This window comes from Euryarchaeota archaeon (genome assembly GCA_016207515.1).
Classification (GTDB): Archaea; Thermoplasmatota; SW-10-69-26; order JACQPN01; family JACQPN01; genus JACQPN01.
The window spans coordinates 162,910-179,809 of the sequence record JACQPN010000002.1 but is presented as its reverse complement, the minus strand read 5'-3'; the positions used below and the strand labels follow the sequence as shown (position 1 = coordinate 179,809).

Annotated in this window: 18 protein-coding genes; 9 read left to right on the top strand and 9 right to left on the bottom strand. The window is 62.6% G+C overall.

Annotated elements, in window-relative coordinates; translation table 11 throughout:
• Positions 1-73: 73 nt before the first annotated feature.
• The 3 genes from HY556_01405 (at position 74) to HY556_01395 (ending at position 1,401) form a co-directional block, all read left to right on the top strand.
• Positions 74-700, top strand: coding sequence for a hypothetical protein (locus HY556_01405; protein MBI4392442.1), 627 nt, complete (start codon positions 74-76; stop codon positions 698-700).
• A 129-nt stretch (positions 701-829) separates the two neighbouring features.
• Positions 830-1,021 carry a hypothetical protein gene (locus HY556_01400; protein ID MBI4392441.1) on the top strand — a complete coding sequence of 64 codons (192 nt, stop codon included), beginning with the start codon at positions 830-832 and terminating at the stop codon, positions 1,019-1,021.
• Positions 1,022-1,065: 44 nt separating this feature from the next.
• Positions 1,066-1,401, top strand: a complete 336-nt coding sequence (locus tag HY556_01395) for a hypothetical protein (GenBank protein ID MBI4392440.1) — start codon at positions 1,066-1,068, stop codon at positions 1,399-1,401.
• A gap of 24 nt (positions 1,402-1,425) precedes the next feature.
• On the opposite strand, the gene HY556_01390 is transcribed toward HY556_01395, so the two are convergent.
• Positions 1,426-1,809, bottom strand: coding sequence for a nascent polypeptide-associated complex protein (locus HY556_01390; GenBank protein ID MBI4392439.1), 384 nt, complete (start codon positions 1,807-1,809; stop codon positions 1,426-1,428).
• A gap of 113 nt (positions 1,810-1,922) precedes the next feature.
• On the opposite strand from HY556_01390, the gene HY556_01385 reads away from it, so the two are divergent.
• The 3 genes from HY556_01385 to HY556_01375 all read left to right on the top strand — a co-directional run bounded on the left by HY556_01385 (position 1,923) and on the right by HY556_01375 (position 7,081).
• On the top strand, positions 1,923-3,383 hold the full coding sequence (locus HY556_01385) for an NAD(P)H-hydrate dehydratase (protein MBI4392438.1): 1,461 nt from the start codon (positions 1,923-1,925) through the stop codon (positions 3,381-3,383).
• Positions 3,384-3,506: 123 nt separating this feature from the next.
• Positions 3,507-4,265: a metallophosphoesterase gene (locus tag HY556_01380; protein ID MBI4392437.1), complete on the top strand. Its 759-nt coding sequence runs from the start codon at positions 3,507-3,509 to the stop codon at positions 4,263-4,265.
• A complete protein-coding gene (locus HY556_01375; GenBank protein ID MBI4392436.1) occupies positions 4,262-7,081 on the top strand; it encodes a DEAD/DEAH box helicase in 2,820 nt (939 codons plus the stop codon). The genes HY556_01380 and HY556_01375 overlap by 4 nt, the downstream gene beginning before the upstream one ends.
• 133 nt (positions 7,082-7,214) lie before the next feature.
• Here the strand turns inward: HY556_01375 and HY556_01370 are convergent, their stop codons facing one another.
• From HY556_01370 to HY556_01350, 5 genes are all read right to left on the bottom strand, one after another.
• The gene (locus HY556_01370; GenBank protein MBI4392435.1) at positions 7,215-7,652 is read right to left on the bottom strand and encodes a hypothetical protein; all 438 of its coding nucleotides are present in this window, start codon (positions 7,650-7,652) and stop codon (positions 7,215-7,217) included.
• Positions 7,653-7,795: 143 nt separating this feature from the next.
• Positions 7,796-9,634, bottom strand: coding sequence for a CocE/NonD family hydrolase (locus tag HY556_01365; protein ID MBI4392434.1), 1,839 nt, complete (start codon positions 9,632-9,634; stop codon positions 7,796-7,798).
• Between the two features lie 317 nt (positions 9,635-9,951).
• The gene (locus HY556_01360; protein MBI4392433.1) at positions 9,952-10,359 is read right to left on the bottom strand and encodes an acyl-CoA thioesterase; all 408 of its coding nucleotides are present in this window, start codon (positions 10,357-10,359) and stop codon (positions 9,952-9,954) included.
• 72 nt (positions 10,360-10,431) lie between these two features.
• Positions 10,432-11,181, bottom strand: coding sequence for a hypothetical protein (locus tag HY556_01355; GenBank protein ID MBI4392432.1), 750 nt, complete (start codon positions 11,179-11,181; stop codon positions 10,432-10,434).
• A gap of 58 nt (positions 11,182-11,239) precedes the next feature.
• Positions 11,240-11,725 carry a hypothetical protein gene (locus HY556_01350; protein MBI4392431.1) on the bottom strand — a complete coding sequence of 162 codons (486 nt, stop codon included), beginning with the start codon at positions 11,723-11,725 and terminating at the stop codon, positions 11,240-11,242.
• A gap of 104 nt (positions 11,726-11,829) precedes the next feature.
• Between HY556_01350 and HY556_01345 the strand changes: the two genes are divergently transcribed.
• Positions 11,830-12,975 (top strand): YkgJ family cysteine cluster protein, encoded by a 1,146-nt coding sequence (locus HY556_01345; GenBank protein ID MBI4392430.1) that lies wholly within the window; start codon positions 11,830-11,832, stop codon positions 12,973-12,975.
• Positions 12,976-13,058: 83 nt separating this feature from the next.
• On the opposite strand, the gene HY556_01340 is transcribed toward HY556_01345, so the two are convergent.
• Positions 13,059-13,490: an NUDIX domain-containing protein gene (locus HY556_01340; protein ID MBI4392429.1), complete on the bottom strand. Its 432-nt coding sequence runs from the start codon at positions 13,488-13,490 to the stop codon at positions 13,059-13,061.
• 103 nt (positions 13,491-13,593) lie between these two features.
• Positions 13,594-14,850 carry a Glu/Leu/Phe/Val dehydrogenase gene (locus HY556_01335; GenBank protein ID MBI4392428.1) on the bottom strand — a complete coding sequence of 419 codons (1,257 nt, stop codon included), beginning with the start codon at positions 14,848-14,850 and terminating at the stop codon, positions 13,594-13,596.
• Between the two features lie 217 nt (positions 14,851-15,067).
• Between HY556_01335 and HY556_01330 the strand changes: the two genes are divergently transcribed.
• Both HY556_01330 and HY556_01325 read left to right on the top strand, forming a co-directional pair.
• The gene (locus HY556_01330; GenBank protein ID MBI4392427.1) at positions 15,068-15,382 is read left to right on the top strand and encodes an Lrp/AsnC ligand binding domain-containing protein; all 315 of its coding nucleotides are present in this window, start codon (positions 15,068-15,070) and stop codon (positions 15,380-15,382) included.
• Between the two features lie 125 nt (positions 15,383-15,507).
• Positions 15,508-16,038, top strand: a complete 531-nt coding sequence (locus tag HY556_01325) for an NAD(P)H-dependent oxidoreductase (GenBank protein ID MBI4392426.1) — start codon at positions 15,508-15,510, stop codon at positions 16,036-16,038.
• Between the two features lie 45 nt (positions 16,039-16,083).
• Here HY556_01325 and HY556_01320 read toward each other — a convergent pair whose 3' ends face one another.
• A complete protein-coding gene (locus HY556_01320) occupies positions 16,084-16,899 on the bottom strand; it encodes a hypothetical protein (GenBank protein ID MBI4392425.1) in 816 nt (271 codons plus the stop codon).
• Position 16,900 lies beyond the last annotated feature (1 nt).

The window sequence follows — 16,900 nt, the reverse complement described above, 5'->3', positions numbered from 1 at the left end:
CGAGCACTCGACGACCCGTCCGCTAGGACGCGTCGACAAACCTTTTAGCCTTGGAGTAGGCCTACATGGACCCATGCGCGCCTTCCCTAGCCTTCTCCTTGCCGCCTTGGTCGCCATCCCGGGCTGCATCTCGAACTCCAACTTCGTCGCGGCCACGATCCCGGATTCCGCGCTGGCGACGGGCTGGATCCACAACCCCACGAAGGACAAGGACGACAAAAAGGACCTCACCGTCGCTCAGATCCTCATAACGCTACGCGCCTACGAGCGCGACGCGCTGCCGCTCGGGTCGGCGTCCGTCGCAACGGTCACGAAGGTCCCCATCTACGATGTGAAGCCCGTGATACGGGAGCAGATTGACAAGACGCTTGAGGACAGTGGGATCACGACGACGACCGACCGCACGGGGGTCCAAAACGTCGGCGGGAACTCGCTGGCCTACGAGCTTTTCGACGCGACGCTCACCGTGAACGGCGCGAAGGTGAAGGGCAAAGCGGTCGTGGTCCAATTCGAATGCACGCAATCGTCGACGCTTGTCGCGGCCGTCGGCTTGGCCCAGACGGAGGTCCCGGCCTCGACCAACCTACCAATTGGAAGCCAAGGGACGGCCAACGACTTTTCCACCTGGGAAGCCCTCGTCGGCACGCAATGGCAAACCCAGCTGGGCGGGATGATGAGCAACGTCAAGTGCACAAGGTAGGCCCTTCACAAGTGGGCGCTTGTGGTGCCGTGCTTGGCGCCTACCATGGCAGAACGGTGCTTTCGTCAGGCTCCGTTTTCCATCAACAACCCTTAAATAGCGGCTAACCAAGTCGGGTGCGCTAATCCAATGCGAGACGAGGCGATCCTGGAGACCCTTCGAGAACTTGAGAAGTGGCGCGAGCGGCAAGCAGCCATCGAGCGCGAGCTCGCCGGTATCCGCTCGCAAGTCGCATACTATGAGCGACTCGTCTCGGAAATGAAGCGGGAAACGAAACCCGCGAGGGTGACGGACCTCTTGGACTCGATAGCGCGGCTGTAGCTCCCTTTCGAAGGCCTTATCCGGAGCGGCGGCGCTGGAAGCCCATGCGCGACACGCTTGTGTTGGTTCGCGTGGGTGTGAGATCCTTCGCCAAGATGTATGCGCTGATCCTTGGCTTCGTTGGGCTATTGGAGGGCGCCCTCTTCGCCGCCATCGCCCTCGCGATCCCCACACCAGGAGGCGGGCCTGGGTTCGCCGGGTTCGGAATCGCATCCCTAATCATTTTCCCCATACTCTTCGGGATCCTGGGCTACGTCATGGGCGCCTTCGGCGCCCTCATCTACAACTTTGCCGCGACCAAGGTCGGCGGTCTCGTGATGCAGTTCGACTCCGCCGCGCGTCCAACGCCATCGGAGCCGGTCCACGCGCCACAAACGTAGCTCAATCCAAGGCCGCGAACGCCTTCAAGAGCCGCCAAGCGACACGATGGCCCTTGCGATTTCGCCGTCGCACTCCTCGAGGGCGGCGACGGCTTTTTCCCGCGGCGCCCCCGTCTGCGCCATCACGAGGGCGACGTCGTCATCGGTGAACTTGGGCCCCTTCGGCGTCGTTGCGGCCGATTTCCCGCCGGGTGCGCGGCTCCGGACCTCGGGCTCGCCGACGACCTGGTAGGTCTTCCCCTGAGGCGTTTTCATTATCGACACCTCGGCGTCGGTGAAAACGTACTCCTTTTCGGGTGTCGTGATGACGACGCTCTCGACACCATCGATCTCCTCGACGGAGATCCCCATCGATTTCATCATTTGGTTGATTTTTCGGGGATTCATGCCCCGTCCGCCGGGTATCATGGGTTTTCCTCACTGTATTGACGCCCAACGGCACTTGAAGCCGAGTGCTTACTTGCCGCGTGGGCGTGGGAAATTTTAATGAACCCGAGATATATAAGGCTGCGGTAAATCCGATGTTGACTTTTTCCGAAGCGAGGGTCCTGGATGGCAATGCGGAGGCGCTCGGCGTCCCGCTGAACTCACTTATGCGTAACGCCGGCAAGGCCGTAGCGGAGGAAGTCCTGAAGCTCCACACGGCCGGGAAGATCACCGTCCTTGCGGGCCCCGGGAACAACGGCGGCGATGGACTCGTGGCGGCGCGGATCCTGTCGGAGAACTTCGAGGTCGACGTGGTCCTTGCAAAGCCCCAGGCCGAGGTCAAGTCCAAATTGAACCGCGAGGCGTTCAGCAACCTCCCGAGCAAGGTGAAGGTCGTTTCGGCCATCGACTTGAGCCCGGAAGTGCTGAAGGACCGGATCACCCAGGCGAACACCATCGTGGATTCCCTTCTCGGCGCCGGGATAAAGGGCGAACTCGACGAGCCGTACAAGTCGCTCGTCAAGATGGTCAACAAATTGAAGAAAACGATCGTCTCCGTTGACGTCCCGACCGGCCTTGGGACAGAGGTCGCGATCAAGCCAGAAGTGACGGTCACGTTCCACGACATCAAGGAAGGGATGACGAAGGAGAACTCGGGCCGCATCCTCATCCGCGACATCGGCATACCGAAGAAGGCCGAGACCCACACGGGGCCCGGCGACATGACCCTCTACCCGAAACCGGCAAAGAGTCAGCACAAAGGCGAGGGCGGAACCGTCCTGGTCATCGCCGGCGGGCCCTACCACGGCGCACCGGTCATCTGCGCGATGGCTGCAATGCGCACAGGTGCGGACCTGGCGATAGTCTTGACGCCGCAATCGAGTTTCACATCGGTCTCAAGCTACAACCCGAACCTCATCACGCGATCGCTCAAGGGGAACGAACTCGACTTCAACGACAAGGCGAACGTCACCGAGTTCGAGCGGTGGCTTGAGAAGTGCGACTCCCTCGCGATCGGGCCCGGACTTGGCCGCTCGAGTGGGGTCTTGGAGTCGGTACTTTACGCGGTCAAAGCGGCCGGACGCGCAGGAAAACCAGTGTCGATCGATGCTGACGCCATCTACGCTGTCGCAGGTAAGACGACGCTTCTCGACAAGACCATGGTCCTGACGCCGCATGAGCGCGAATTCCAGGAACTCACGGGAAAGAAAGTACCCGCCGACATCGAGGCGCGTTCGAAGCTCGTGAGCGAGCAATCGAAGGCCTTGAAAGCGACGATCCTTCTCAAAGGCCCGGTTGATGTGGTCGCAGACGGCAAGCGCCTGAAACTCAATGAGACCGGAAACCCGGCGATGAGCCACGGCGGCACCGGCGACAGCCTTTGCGGCGTCGTCGCGGCGCTTCTTGCAAAGAAGATGGACACGTTCGACGCGGCGCGCGTCGCGGCGTTCATGAACGGAAGGGCAGGCGACTTCGCGTTCGCGGAGAAGAGCTACGGGCTCTTGGCCACGGACGTGGTCGAGGCGTTGCCGCGGGTGCTGAAGGAGCACGTGTAACGGCCGGCAAACGACGTCCCGTCGGCGTCCGACCTCGGGGTCCGACATCCGAAGCCTTCTCCCGCCTCCCCTACCGGAACCTCTATCGCGCTCCCGGGTTTCCGTCAATCCCAGAGGTAACTCGTGAAGTCCCAACCCGTCCACGGCGAGCGCGCCCTCCTTGTCGAGGGCGACGAAACGGCCTTGCTCATCGGCGATCTCCACATCGGCCTGGAATCGGCGCTCCGGCACAGCGGCATCAATCTCCCATCGCAGACCGAGTCGATGCGACGACGCGTCGAAGGATTGCTCACGACCACCGGGGCGACGAGGCTCGTGATCCTTGGTGACCTCAAACACTCGATCGACCACCCGACGACGCAGGAAGTGAGGGAACTCCCAGAGTTCTTCCGCTCGCTCGGCGTCCCCGTGGATATCGTGCCCGGTAACCACGACGGCGCCCTCCCGCCGATGAGCGACAACGTGAAAGTCCATTCCGCCGACGGGATGTCACTTGAGGAAGTGGGAGTGGCACATGGTCATGCTTGGCCCGCGAAAAGTGTCGCAGAGCGGAAGCTCCTCGTCACCTGCCACAATCACCCGGCTGTGCTTCTGCGTGATGAGTTGGGCGGTCGCCACAAGGAGCCCGCGTGGATCCGCGGGAAGCTCACCAAGACTGCGCGCGAAAGATACACCGACTTGAAACGTGGAGCCGAGTTCCTGGTGATGCCCGCCTTCAACAACCTCCTCGGCGGCGTTGCCTTCAACGCGTTCGGCCCCGAGGACCTTCTGGGCCCGCTCATCAAGAATTCCTATGTGGACGTCGAGGCGGCAAGCGTCTACACGGTGGACGGGATAGACCTCGGTCCCATCCGGGAACTGCGGAGGTTCGCTCGCGAGTGACGCGGCCGACCACGTTTGACCTTCTCTCGGACCCCCTGAAGCGCCTCCTTGCGGCCGAAGGCTTCGAGGCGCCGACCGCAGCGCAGCAACTCGCGATCCCCGTCATCGAATCGGGCGCGCACACGCTCCTCATCGCGCCTACGGGCATGGGAAAGACGGAATCCGCCATTATCCCCATCTTCGATTCCTTCATCAAAGCGGCTCTCCCGAAGAAAGGCATCAGCATCCTCTACGTGACGCCGCTACGCGCGTTGAACCGCGACCTCCTGAACCGGCTCGAGGACTGGGGAAAGGCGCTTGACATCGATGTGAAGGTCCGCCACGGCGACACGACGACTGCCGAGCGCTCGCGCCAAAGCAAACACCCCCCGGACATGCTCATCACGACGCCGGAGACGGTGCAAGCGATGCTCTCGGGAAGGCGCCTCAAGGAGCATCTCTCTGGACTCCGGTGGGTCGTCGTCGATGAGGTGCATGAATTGGCGCAGGACGAACGGGGCTCCCAGCTTGCGGTCGCGATGGAGCGGCTAGTGGAGATCGCTGGGGAATTCCAGCGCATAGGCCTGTCGGCCACCGTCGGCGACGACGCGGAAGTGGCCGCGTTCCTCGGCGGGCGACGCCCCGTCAGGGTCGTGAAAGTGCCCATCCTCAAAGCACTCGACATCCGGGTCGTGAGCCCCGAACCGACGGAGGAGGACGTGAAGACGGCCGACAAGGTCCTCGCAAAACCCGAGGCCGCCGCGTACCTCCGGGTCGCGATGGCGGAGGTCATGGGCCGCCGAAGCACATTGCTCTTCGTCAACACTCGCGAGACCGCGGAGGTACTCTCCGCCCGCGTCCACATGATAGATGAATCCTTCCCGCTGGTGGTGCACCACGGATCGCTCTCCCGCGACGTCCGTGTGATGGCGGAAGAGGATTTCCGCGAGGGAAGAGCGCGAGCCTTGGTGTGCACGAGTTCGATGGAGCTTGGCATCGATATCGGGACCGCCGACCTCGTGTTGCAGTACAACTCCCCAAGGCAGGTGACGCGGCTTGTACAGCGTGTGGGAAGGGCCGGTCATCGCGCGGACCTTGTGTCGAACGGGATAATCCTGGCGACCGACCCCGATGACATCGCCGAATCGCTGGTCATTGCGCGGCGAGCGAAGGCCGGGGAACTCGAGGTCTTCAAAAGCCACAAGGAGCCGCTCGACGTGCTCGCGAACCAGCTCATCGCCTACACGTTGAGCCGCGGCCGCGTCGCGCTCGAGGAGGCGTTCGAGATGTTCCGGCGCAGCCACCCCTTCCGGGACATGCCACGCAAGGAATTCGACCGCGTCGTCAAGATGCTCGAAGAGCTCCACCTGATTTTCCTCGACGAGAAGACGATATCCGCCAAACGAAGGAGCTACCCGTACTTCTTCGAGAACCTCTCAATGATTCCGGACGAGAAGGACTTCCACGTCGTGAACATCGTCACCGGAAAACCCGTGGCGACACTCGACGAGAGCTTCGTCTCGTCCTACATCGAACCGTCCGCGATCTTCATCTGCCAAGGCCACCCGTGGCGCGTCCTTGAGATAGACCCCGAGAAAGACCTCATCCGCGTCGAACCCGTGAAAGACCCCCTTGGGGCGATCCCGTCGTGGGTGGGCGAGGAGATCCCCGTCCCTTTCGCCGTCGCGCAGGAAGTCGGGAAGCTCCGGGCGCGCATTGCTTCTCTTTCCGAGGAAAAAGGCGAGGACGCGTGCGTCGACATCCTCATATCCGAGTATCCCGGCGACCGGGCGGGGATCTTGAAACTCGTCCGCTACGTCGCAAGCCAAAGCCCGAAGGTCCTCGCGACGAATGAGACCGTGACCGTCGAGTTCACGACCGGGAAAGTGGTCGTGAATGCCTGTTTCGGCCACAGGGTCAACGAAACGCTCGGGCGGCTAATGACGACGATGCTCTCGGCCCGCCTCGGTGCAAGCGTCGGGCTCGACATCGACCCTTATCGCATCATAGTCACCGTCCCGTCCCGCGTCCCTCCGAAAATGATCCTCGGAGCGCTCCAGGGGATCGAGCCGGACAACATCCTTCCCCTCCTCGACATCGTCCTCACGAACTCCTCGTACCTTCGGCATCGGCTAGTGAACGTCGCCCGGAAATTCGGAGCGGTCGAACGGGACGTGGATTTCCGAAAGCTCTCGGTCCAGAGACTCATCGAGACCTTCAGGCGCACTCCCATCTACGAGGAGGCAATGCGGGAGGTCCTCGTCGACCGGCTCGACGTCGAGACCACGAAACTCGTCCTCCACGGGATCGCGAACGAGGAGATACGCCTCGTCGTCCAAGATCTCTCTCCCATCGGGGCGGCAGGCCTCGACACACGTATCGAGCTCATCAGCCCCGCGAGGGCGGATCGCACGATACTCACGGCCTTGAAGAACCGACTATCGGAGGAATCGGTCGTGCTGGCGTGCGTGAACTGTTGCGAGTGGAAGTCAAAAAGGAAAGTGGCCGCCGTGCCGGAGCCGATTGTCTGTGGAAAGTGTGCAAGTGTTCTCGTCGCGGCGCTACGCCCATGGCACGAACGCTCCTTGAAGCTCATATCAAAGGACAAGCGAAAGCTCACCGACGACGAGCGCAAGGAATGGAAGCGGCTAAACACCAACGCGAACCTCGTGACCGCCCACGGCAAACGCGCGGTCATTGCGCTCGTGGCACGCGGGGTCGGGCCCGACACCGCGGGGCGCGTCCTGTACAAGCAACGCTCCGACGAGGAGACGTTCCTTAGGGACGTCCTTGAGGCGGAGATAAACTACGCGAGGACGAGGCGGTTCTGGGACTGATGCCAGCGCGTTTACGGCTTGCTATCCCACCCCGTGTCCCAAGCGGCAAAGGACAGCCACGGTGGGCCCGTGGTCCTCCTCGTATCGATCGGCGGCGCGTCCGTGGCCGATCAGGAAAGAAGGACCGTGGGAATCATGATCCACCGCATTCGACCGTCGAATTCGCTATCAGGTCGGCGTGTATGGTGACGCTTACCCTGTGCGATGCGTGCTTGCAGTCCAGGAACCGATTCTCACCGATCGCCCATCCTACTTCCCTTCCCCACGGCTTCTTCATCGTCGGATCATGATACACTATGAACCACGGGTCATCGCTGTCCATGGCGCCAGTGTCTTGCAGTTCGACGCCATCGCGATGGATCTCCACGATCTCGGGCTGTAGAGCGTCCTCATGAAGTTCGTAGAGGATCAACCGGATGACATCGTCCGCTCCGTCGGCGTTCGAGTCGTAGCCTTCCATGCGGACACGCGGCAAGTCCCTGACGTTCGCAAAGCAGCCCGAAAGGACCACCCCCGCGGCCACTAGAAGCGCGAGGGCGATCGAACGGGCACGCTCCCCCCGTCTATTCATCCCGCGATGAGGTTTGCGGCATCCTTCTTATCAAGGCGACGAAAGAGCCCCACCGACTCGAACAAGTGTAACACGGACGTATCAGAGAGGCAAACAAGAATGAGCCCTGGGAACCACGGAGCCGGTTTCGAACCGCAGGACGCTTACGGCCGATCGGGCGCCGGCCGCGGCCTGTTCCCGGGAACCTCGTCGTGGTCGACGACCACCGGCTGCGGCGCGTCGAAAGCACCGTCGGCCACCATGGGAAGCGTCATCTTGCTTGCGACGTCGCCGCCGAAATGAAGGGTCACCATACCTCCTGTCGGTACGGGTTCCACCCACGAGTGGTATCCTGTCACGATGTACCTGAGTTTGAAGCCCGCGGGGACGAACGTGTCTTCCGGGAAGAGGCTGAGCTCGATCTTCGCGATCTCGCCGGGAAGAAGCGCTTCCGGTTGGCCTTCTGGACCGTTCCTGTGCGCTACACTGATGAACCCGCGGTTCACCTCCTCCATCGTGCCGTTGGGGGCAACCAGCCTCTCCGTGACGACGAGACGTGTCGCCGGCCTGTCCACCGACACGAACAACGTGGCCTTCGGCAGGCCCGTGACCACCATGTCCGACTCGAAGGCCGGGGTTTCGAAGGCAAGCGTTCCCCAGGTCACGTCGCCGTTACCACCGGGGAGGTTGTCGGGGCCGTTCGTGGGCCCGTCAAAGTATGAGGCGGTCGCATGCGCTCCCGGGGCTCCAGGTGTCGCCGCCCCTTCGGTCCCGCTCATTCCAAGGAAGAAATCGATGGGTGTGGCGCGCTTCGGCGGCCATTCGGATTCTGTGCGCCAGCGCCCCGAGGAATCCTCGATCTGGACGGTCGGACCGTCCATGAGGCCGTTCTCGACGCCTTTGAGCGTCCAGTCGAACCAGCGTAGGAGCGTCACGTTCCAATCTGCGCGAAGCGGATAGGAGTGGTCCCATTGGCCTAGAAGCGCTCGCTTCGGGACGGTCAGGTCGTTGTACCAGTCGCCGAACTGGTCGGGCTTCACGTTCCAATCCTGCATCCCGTGGACGAGAAAGACGGGCACTTTGACCTTGGCGAGGTCTTTCCTGTAGTTACGCTCCTGCCACCACTCGTTGTAGCTTCCCGTGGCTTCCGTGCGCGCGGCCGCGAGTCCCGAGAGCGCTAGATCATGGCAGGCCGAGTTCGGCCAGTTGCGGTAATTCTCTTCGCGGGGAAGCGCATTCGTGGGATCCAGTTGTGACGGGTCACCGTCGATGAGGGCCAAGGGCCCGAAACCATCAGCGCCCCAATCCACCGTGGTCGTGTACTGCGTGTTGAAAATCGACCGGGCCGTGTAGGAGACGCCGTTCGTGTTAAGGTAACGATACCAATCGGTTATGCCCGCGATCGGGACGATCGTGGCAAGATGCGGCGGCTGAAGCACCGATGCCATGTGCGGCGTCGTGCCGTCGTAGGACTTGCCGATGACCGCGACCTTGCCGTTGGTCCCCGGGTATTTCGTCCCGAAGAACTCGACGGTCTCGTACATATCCTTCATCTCGGTCGCGCCCCCAAGGTTGAAGCAACCGCCCGATTCGCCCGTGCCGCGGACACTTTGGAGCGCTACGATGTAACCCCGGGGGACGAAGAAGTTTACGAGCCACCAGCCGAAGTCGTCGCCACCGAAGCGGGCCGGTGTTTCGAGGTTGGACCAATAGGGGCTGGAGTTGATGATGACGGGGAAGGTCGCGTCCGCCGGAGCGCCCGTCGGGCGCCAGACGTATTGGTTGATCAAGACGCCGTCGAAGGAAACGATGTCGAGGCGCTCGATCGCGGATATCCCGAGCGATACCTGCGACAGGATGGGATCATCGAGAGCTATCGAGGCGCCTAGGTCGGCGCCAAGCGTCGAGTCGGAGGGGGCGAGCCCTGGCTGCGAAACGCACCCCGAAAGGGTGATCGCCAAGAAGGCAAACGATCCAAGAAAAGCGCGCGCTCCCCTATGCATAGGCTACAAGCACGATTAACGAGGATGAGCGTTTAAATAGCTTCTTGTGCACGGATTGGCCGGGCGGGTTCTTTCCGCGCCGTGGAGCCGACAACGCCTCCAGATAGGGTGATGAGACGCGCCGCCTACGCGTCGTCTCCGACGCGACAGCTAGGCGCCGGCTCCTCCCGGCCCTTGCACGAGAACGCTTCCTTGGCACGTGCCGTCGCGTAACTGCCCGGGGGCCCCGACGCCACGCCGGCGCGCCTCATGGGCGTCGAACCACGTCGTGGGGCGGAAGACGCCGTTCCTTTACCCTCTCCGCCCCCTCGATGGGTCTATGCGTTTTCCAAGTGCCGGGCCAAAGCGTTACGAAGTCTTTTAGGCACGGGCACGGGTCTGAAATCCTTGTCGATCGCCACGCGCACGATGTCCCCCTCCGCGACCGCCTGCCCCTGCGCCTCGAGCGCCCGGAAACCGTACGTGATGGAAGTCCGCCCGATGCGTTTCACGTGCAATTCGATCGCGAGGCGCGAATTCGGCTGCACCGGCCTGTGATAGTCCACGTTGACATTGACGACGGGGAAGCGCGCTCCCAATTCCTCGGACATGGTCTGCTCGGCAAAACCCAAGGATTCAAGGAAGTCCTCGTACGCTTGATGGAAGTAATCGATGAAGTGCGGGTGGTAGACTATCCCGGCGCGATCGATGTGGCCGAAGTAGACCTTCTGGGTCTTTTTGAACATCGGAATCGAGGACGTGGTTTCTGGAGATAGACTTTTGCGGTGGTCGCCGGACACGCCGCTCGGAGCGCCAGCTCAGCGGCGGGCCCCGGCGACGAGCGCATCCGCCAATATTGCAAGGGCCTCAAGGTCCCCGCGTGCCTTCACGGGGTCGAGGTCGTACCCTTTCCGCTCGAAGACGATAGTGGGCGCAGCTGGCAGGCGGGCCGCACCGCCGACCACTTGGGCGAAGGGACCCAGAACCTCCGATCCCCGGGGCCGTCCTACGGTGAGCGTTCCAAAATGGTTGAGCCGCGTTATCGCCGCTTGCGACGCCAATCCGAGGAAGGATCGCGCTCTTGACTCGTCCCTTGCGACGACCCTGAACCGGGCGTCGAGGTCTGGGTTTCCCACCTCGATGTCCTGCCCACCGAGGGCCTTGGCCAGCCGTTCGCCGATGTTCTCCCTCGATATGGTCAGGGAGATTCCGGGATCGACCCCCATGGGCGAGAGGCCGAAGACGAGCGCCTTTGCTTCGTCCTCCCCGCCGCGTCGCCAAATCGTGGCGGGATGCGCGCCCGCCGAGCCGCTTTGGAGGGGGAACGGTTGGGACCAAGGCACGTGCGGGCCTGGCGCTGCCGCGGCGAACCCGATCGCGGCGCCGAATTCTTTCCATTCCCTCGATTCGCGCCGGAACCCCATGAGGAGGAAGAGGAGCAGGCCCACGACGAAGCCCACCATCGATAATCCCCCGTATTCGGCGGGGCCGAAAACCGACGCCGCAACGAGGCCACCAAGGACGACCGCATAAACGATGAGGTGGACTGTGCGGCGTCGGTCGCTCATGCGCTTCCCCGATGCGGCATGCGATTGGTCTTGCCCGGCGACCTATCCGCCCACACGGTCAACTTCTGACCCCTAGGGTCTCCAATAGTCTCCGATGATCTATGGGGCTGACCCACGGGACCTCGAGGTATTGGGCGATCTCGATTTCCGTGAAACCAAGGGAGCGCGCCTCGAGGACCGCCGCCTTGTACGCCTCGATCTCCGTCGGGCGGTCCACGTAGCTGTAGCGACGGTCCCACAGTTCCAACCCGCGCCTATGCTGTTGGATGTGGATGAGCTCGTGGATCAAGTCGAGGTAGATGTGCCGTTCATCGCCGGTCGAAAGGTATGGCCCGGAGATCTCGATGGCACCCCGCCCGACGTCGATCTTCATGAATCCCTCGTCGGTCGTGACCACCGCCTCCACGGTCGCGACGAAGTCCTCGGCTTGGCGGGCCCCGCCGCACTTTTCCCGTAGCGCCGTCGAACCGCCGAGGCCGGTCGCAAGACGCGTAAGCGGGTGGATTCCCGGCCCCGTGGCGCGGTCAAGGCGGAAACCCTCCATGCGGGATGAAAAATGGAGGGCGTCTTGAAATCTCCGGAATGGGGCCCCTCCATCGCCGGAAGCCACCTGATGCGCTAATATACGAGCGCCATCTTTGCGCGCCCGTGGAACTCGAGGTCGATTACGTCGAGGCCGCGGGCAAGGGCTTCGTCTGCCTCGAAGGCTGCGGGTACTGTTGCCTCTGTTCGCCCGAGGTCGAGCGCGGCCTCGTCAACGTCTTCCTCATGGATCCTGGTCTGAAGCCCGCATTGATCTCGCAAGGCGGCACGCATCGCCTCAAGCTCCAAGGCGAAGGTGGGGCGTGCCGCTTCCTCAAAGACCGCTCCTGCACTATCTATGAGAAACGGCCGCGATACTGCTCGTCGTTCCCGTTCCACATCCACTGCGGGACACGAGCGCAAGTAAATGTCGATCTTTCGTGCCGAGGCCTCGCAGGAAACGCCAAAGGCGCCTTGGGCCTCGACGGAATCGAACGCTCCGCAGGGCGCACCGACGCTCTCACTTACGCCAAGGAGGTCGTGGCCAAGGCCCCGGTCGAGGAGACACTGCGCCGATCGCGGGCCGCGTACCGCCGGTTCGAGGAGAAGGCGCGAGAGCGCGGCTCCTACCGGACGCAGGATGAGATCGTCACCGCCTTGCGCCCGCTCGCGTCCGACCTGTTCGACCGGGACTTCCTCGCCCAAGCGACGGGACTTCCTTGGGAAGACGCGATCCAGGCGCCGTACGAAGCCGCGATCCGCGTAAGCAGCGCGGCGGGTTTTCCGGATTACGTGGATGAGACCGTGCGGAGCGTATTCGAGACGGACGACATCGGCGACCTCCCGGTGTACATCGATCCCGACCTCGGCTGGCACCTGTTCTCGATCGATGGCAGCGAATTGGTCCAGAGGCGCCTCGAAGAAACGGGCGTGAAGGAGACCGTGTCGCGACGCGACGTGGACTCGATAGGCTTGCGACCACTGGAGCCTGATGCCAGGTCGGTTCTCGAGGAATACGTTTCCCTCACGCTGTCTCGCGACATCTTCACCGGCCTTTCGTACTTCATCGTCGCAGACTCAGGTTACGAGATCGACGCGTGCCAGGCTGGGCTCGAGGAGACCGTGACGTTGGCCACGGACCTTTGGTGGAGGGCGTCCCTGCTTTCCGATCTCGCCGGACGCAAGACGATAACGGCAAGGGACGCCCGGGACGCGCTCGTGTTCATGGACATGGACTTCCTCGACTCGCAGACCATCGGCGCCGTGATCTGAAAGTCCACCAAGCGGTTCGAGGCCAGTGTGCGATCGACGCCGCATTCCCAGCGACATTGTGGCGCCGGTGGCCGGAAGTCCACTCATCTCAACTTCTCGACGGCCATGAAGTTCCAGGCCTTGTCGAGGATAGAACGGGCCGTGTCGTAGGTCAACATCGACCTTGCCTTCTCGTATTCGACCCAATCGAAGGCCTGGTGCTCGTGGCTGAGCTTCACGTCCACGACGGCCGTCTCCACGAGGAAGAAGACGACGTTCTTCTTCACCGTCTTTGCGCCGCGACGGAAGACGTAGTTGTTGATACCCCGGAAACCGGCGATATAGCGCTGCGCCAGCGGCGGGATCCCCGTCTCCTCCTCGATCTCGCGCCGGGACGCGTCGAGTTCCTCCTCGCCGCGTTCGAGATGGCCCTTAGGGAAATCCCAATGGCCCGCACCGTACTTCAGCAGCAGGAACAGGGGGCCGGAAGGCGACCTTCTGAAAACCAGGGCGCCGGCGGAACGTTCTTCTACCATGGGACGGGCAAGGGCGACGCTGGTTAAAATGCGTTTGTGAAAAAAAGAGGAAAGCGCAGGGCCGCAAGAAGGCGACCCCGCTCGTTGATCTATGTAGAATGCGTTACGGCCATATCCCGAGAAGGTTGAGGGCCTTGGCCACGCGCCCGACCGCGACCACGTATGCGGCCGTCCGCCAGTGCACGCGCTTCTCCTCTGCGACCTTCTTCACGTCGCCGAACGATCGCACCATCATCTCCTCGAGGCGGCTGTTGACGAGTTCCTCGCTCCATGGGAACTCGTTGTACCCTTGGAGCCATTCGAAGTAGCTCACCGTGACGCCGCCGGCGTTTGCGAGGATGTCGGGGCAGAGGAGCGTGCCGTTCTTGAACAGGATGTCGTCCGCCTCAGGTGTCGTGGGGCCGTTCGCGGCCTCGACGATGACCTTGGCCTTGACGTGGCCCGCGTTCTCCTTCGTGATCTGGCCTTCAAGTGCCGCCGGGATCAAGAGGTCGACGGGAAGCGTCAGGAGTTCCTCGTTCGAGATGTTCTTCGAGCCCGGGAAGTTCACGACCGAGCCCGTCTTGCTCTTGAAAGTGACGAGTGCGGTGACGTCGAACCCGCTCGGGTTGTAGATGCCGCCCTTCGAATCCGACACCGCGACGACTTTGCCGCCGCCGAGGATGGACTTGGCCAAGACGGCGCAGTTCTCACCAGCGTTGCCGAATCCCTGGATCGCGATTGTGGCGTTCTTCGCGTCGAGGTTCTTGTACTTCAGCGCCTCGCGGGCGACGATGAGCGCGCCGCGGGAGGTCGCCTGGTCCCGGCCGACGGAACCGCCCACTTCGATTGGTTTGCCGGTCACGACGCCGGGGGTGCGGACACCCTTGATCTGCGAGTAGGTGTCCATGATCCACGCCATCGTCTGGGCGTTCGTGTAGACGTCGGGGGCCGGTATGTCACGCGCCGGACCGATGACGTCCGAGATCGCGGCCGTGTAGCGGCGAGTGAGGCTTTCGAGTTCCTTCTGGCTCATCTCCTTAGGGTTGCAGATGACGCCGCCCTTGGCGCCGCCGAACGGGATGTTGACGACCGCGCACTTCCACGTCATCCACGCGGACAAGGCGATGACCTCGTCCATCGTGACGTTAGGGTGGTAGCGGATGCCGCCCTTGAAGGGGCCGCGTGCGTCGTTGTACTGGGACCGGAAACCGATGAAGACCTTGACGACACCGTTGTCCATCCGCACGGGTACCGAGACCCGGACGACGTTCTTTGCGGAGCGCAGGAAATTGCGCGTGCTCTCATCGAGCTTCAGATGGTCGGCCGCAATGTCGAATTGCCTGTTCGCGACTTCGAGGGGATTTGGTACCTGTGCCAAGGGTCACACCTTGGCGCGGCGTAGCGGGCTGTGGTTATATGAAGATGATGGGCGCCCATGGGTTGCGGCCCCTTTCATGGATGTAACCTCGCGCGCTCCCCGCGCGCGGCATTGTGCCAACGACAATGCCGATGTGCCGCCAAACTTTCGTGTACCCACCCGCCGGTGTCAACGAAAAATCTTATAAGGCGCCCACATTACCGTCACCGTGGCCAAAATGGCGCGGGAAGCCTCCGGGAGCGAAACAGACTCGAAAACTTACGCCCAACGGGCGGTCGAGGCGCTGATCCTCCTCAAGGTGGACACGGCGAAAGCCGACGACATCGCGGAAAAACTCGCGAACTTCAAGGAGATCCAGCATGCGTACCTCGTCACGGGCGAGGACGACATCGTCATCAAGACCGCGTTCAGCTCGTATCGCGAACTGAAGGACTTCATCGTGAAAAGCCTAGGGCCGCTCGATGGGCTAGAGGACACGAAGACCATGATGGTCGTCACGACGTACAAGGAGAACGGCCACCGCGTCGAATAGGCCCCGAAGGGCGCGAAAGCGGGGCCGGCTTCACCCCGGTCCCGGGGCACGTGGTCCCGGTTCGCTTCGTGCCGGCGGCCTGGAATCCGAAGACTTTTCCCACGGGACAGACTGTCGGTGCCCTGATGGTGAAGATCCTCGGCGTGGTCGGGTCGCTACGCGAAGGATCCAACACGCGCCGGGCGGTGGATGCGGTCCTACAGGCCGCGAAAGCAGCGGGGGCCGAGACATCGATGTTGGACCTTGCCGAGGTCGAGGTGCCCATGTTCCACCCGGAACGCTTTTCGCCGGAATTCGACCCCATCCGGCAGCGCTTCGCCGAGGCTGATGGGTTCGTCATCGGTAGCCCGGAGTACCACGGGAGCTATTCGGGCACGATAAAGAACCTGCTCGACCACCTCTCGATGGGAGACTTCGACAGGAAGGCGGTCGCACTCGTCTCGACGGGCTCGAGTTTCAACGCCTTGAACGACCTGCGCACGGTTTTCCGCTGGCTCCATGCGTGGGTGCTTCCGTCGCAGGTATTGGTGCGCCACGTCGAATCGGACGAGATGACTGGCGAGATCACCAACGCGAAGGTGCGGGTGCGCCTCGAGGAGTTGGGGCACGAACTGTCGCACTGGGCGATGGTGTTTCGCGAGCACAAGCCAAAGTAGCGGGCGGGAACAAAACCTTCGCTCTCCCACCGGGCTGACGCGTGCTCACGCGGGTGCTTCTCTCAATCTCATCGCCCCTTGGAAGGCGGCGGGGTTGAGAAGGTGATAGTCCACGGGCGTCGCTTCGTGGGGCAGGACGCCTGCAAACGTTGAGTCTGGGGCATAGGTGACCGTCCCGTAGCCTTCCGTGAGGTGGGTCCGCCATCCGCCGTCGAACTGGTACACGGTGTCGCGCTCGAGGCGGAAATAGTGCCGCTGCGGGTTGAATTCCTCGGGTGCGGCGCCGTTTGCGCCCTCGCTCCTGAAGATTTCGCGCCCTCCCGAGGCTATGGTTGTTACGGCGCGGTTCCATTCACCGGCCGCACTCGTGAGGGCCACGTCGCCGGAGGCGTTTTCGAGCGGATGTCCGAAGAACGCGTAGTAATCGAGCGCTTCGCCCCCGGCGTAGAGATCGAAAACGTACAGGGATCGACCGGTGTCGGCATCCATTCCGGCGGGCGAAACGAGATCGGTCCCTAGGATCGCGAGGTAGGCAACCGCCCCTTTTTCGCCGCACGCGATCACCTCTAGGTTGAGTAGTCCCACCGGGTCCGCCGGTAAGCGTTCTTGCGTCTGGCGTTCGACGAGCGGCTTCACCTTGAAAGGACTGGGAACGAGGGGCGTGAGGCGTTCGACCGGCACCGGCCATTCGAAAAGGAAGCCTCGGCAGGCCTCGAGAACGAGCGGAGGGGGTGGCGTTGCAAGCTCGACGCTGCCCAGGAGCTCCGAGCGAGTGGCATCACCGGCCGGTCCGGTCCCGCTGATGCAACCGGATAGGACCATTAGTACGGAAAGAACGACAGGCGCCGCGTTTGCGCCCACT

Excerpts from the sequence above, each read along its gene's own strand:
- HY556_01350 (MBI4392431.1), bottom strand. The coding sequence starts at position 11,725 with ATGGAGGGTTTCCGCCTTGACCGCGCCACGGGGCCGGGAATCCACCCG.
- HY556_01385 (MBI4392438.1), top strand. The coding sequence starts at position 1,923 with ATGTTGACTTTTTCCGAAGCGAGGGTCCTGGATGGCAATGCGGAGGCG.
- HY556_01400 (MBI4392441.1), top strand. The coding sequence starts at position 830 with ATGCGAGACGAGGCGATCCTGGAGACCCTTCGAGAACTTGAGAAGTGG.
- HY556_01360 (MBI4392433.1), bottom strand. The coding sequence starts at position 10,359 with ATGTTCAAAAAGACCCAGAAGGTCTACTTCGGCCACATCGATCGCGCC.
- HY556_01395 (MBI4392440.1), top strand. The coding sequence starts at position 1,066 with ATGCGCGACACGCTTGTGTTGGTTCGCGTGGGTGTGAGATCCTTCGCC.
- HY556_01370 (MBI4392435.1), bottom strand. The coding sequence starts at position 7,652 with ATGAATAGACGGGGGGAGCGTGCCCGTTCGATCGCCCTCGCGCTTCTA.
- HY556_01340 (MBI4392429.1), bottom strand. The coding sequence starts at position 13,490 with ATGGTAGAAGAACGTTCCGCCGGCGCCCTGGTTTTCAGAAGGTCGCCT.
- HY556_01405 (MBI4392442.1), top strand. The coding sequence starts at position 74 with ATGCGCGCCTTCCCTAGCCTTCTCCTTGCCGCCTTGGTCGCCATCCCG.
- HY556_01365 (MBI4392434.1), bottom strand. The coding sequence starts at position 9,634 with ATGCATAGGGGAGCGCGCGCTTTTCTTGGATCGTTTGCCTTCTTGGCG.
- HY556_01330 (MBI4392427.1), top strand. The coding sequence starts at position 15,068 with ATGGCGCGGGAAGCCTCCGGGAGCGAAACAGACTCGAAAACTTACGCC.
- HY556_01355 (MBI4392432.1), bottom strand. The coding sequence starts at position 11,181 with ATGAGCGACCGACGCCGCACAGTCCACCTCATCGTTTATGCGGTCGTC.
- HY556_01390 (MBI4392439.1), bottom strand. The coding sequence starts at position 1,809 with ATGATACCCGGCGGACGGGGCATGAATCCCCGAAAAATCAACCAAATG.
- HY556_01325 (MBI4392426.1), top strand. The coding sequence starts at position 15,508 with ATGGTGAAGATCCTCGGCGTGGTCGGGTCGCTACGCGAAGGATCCAAC.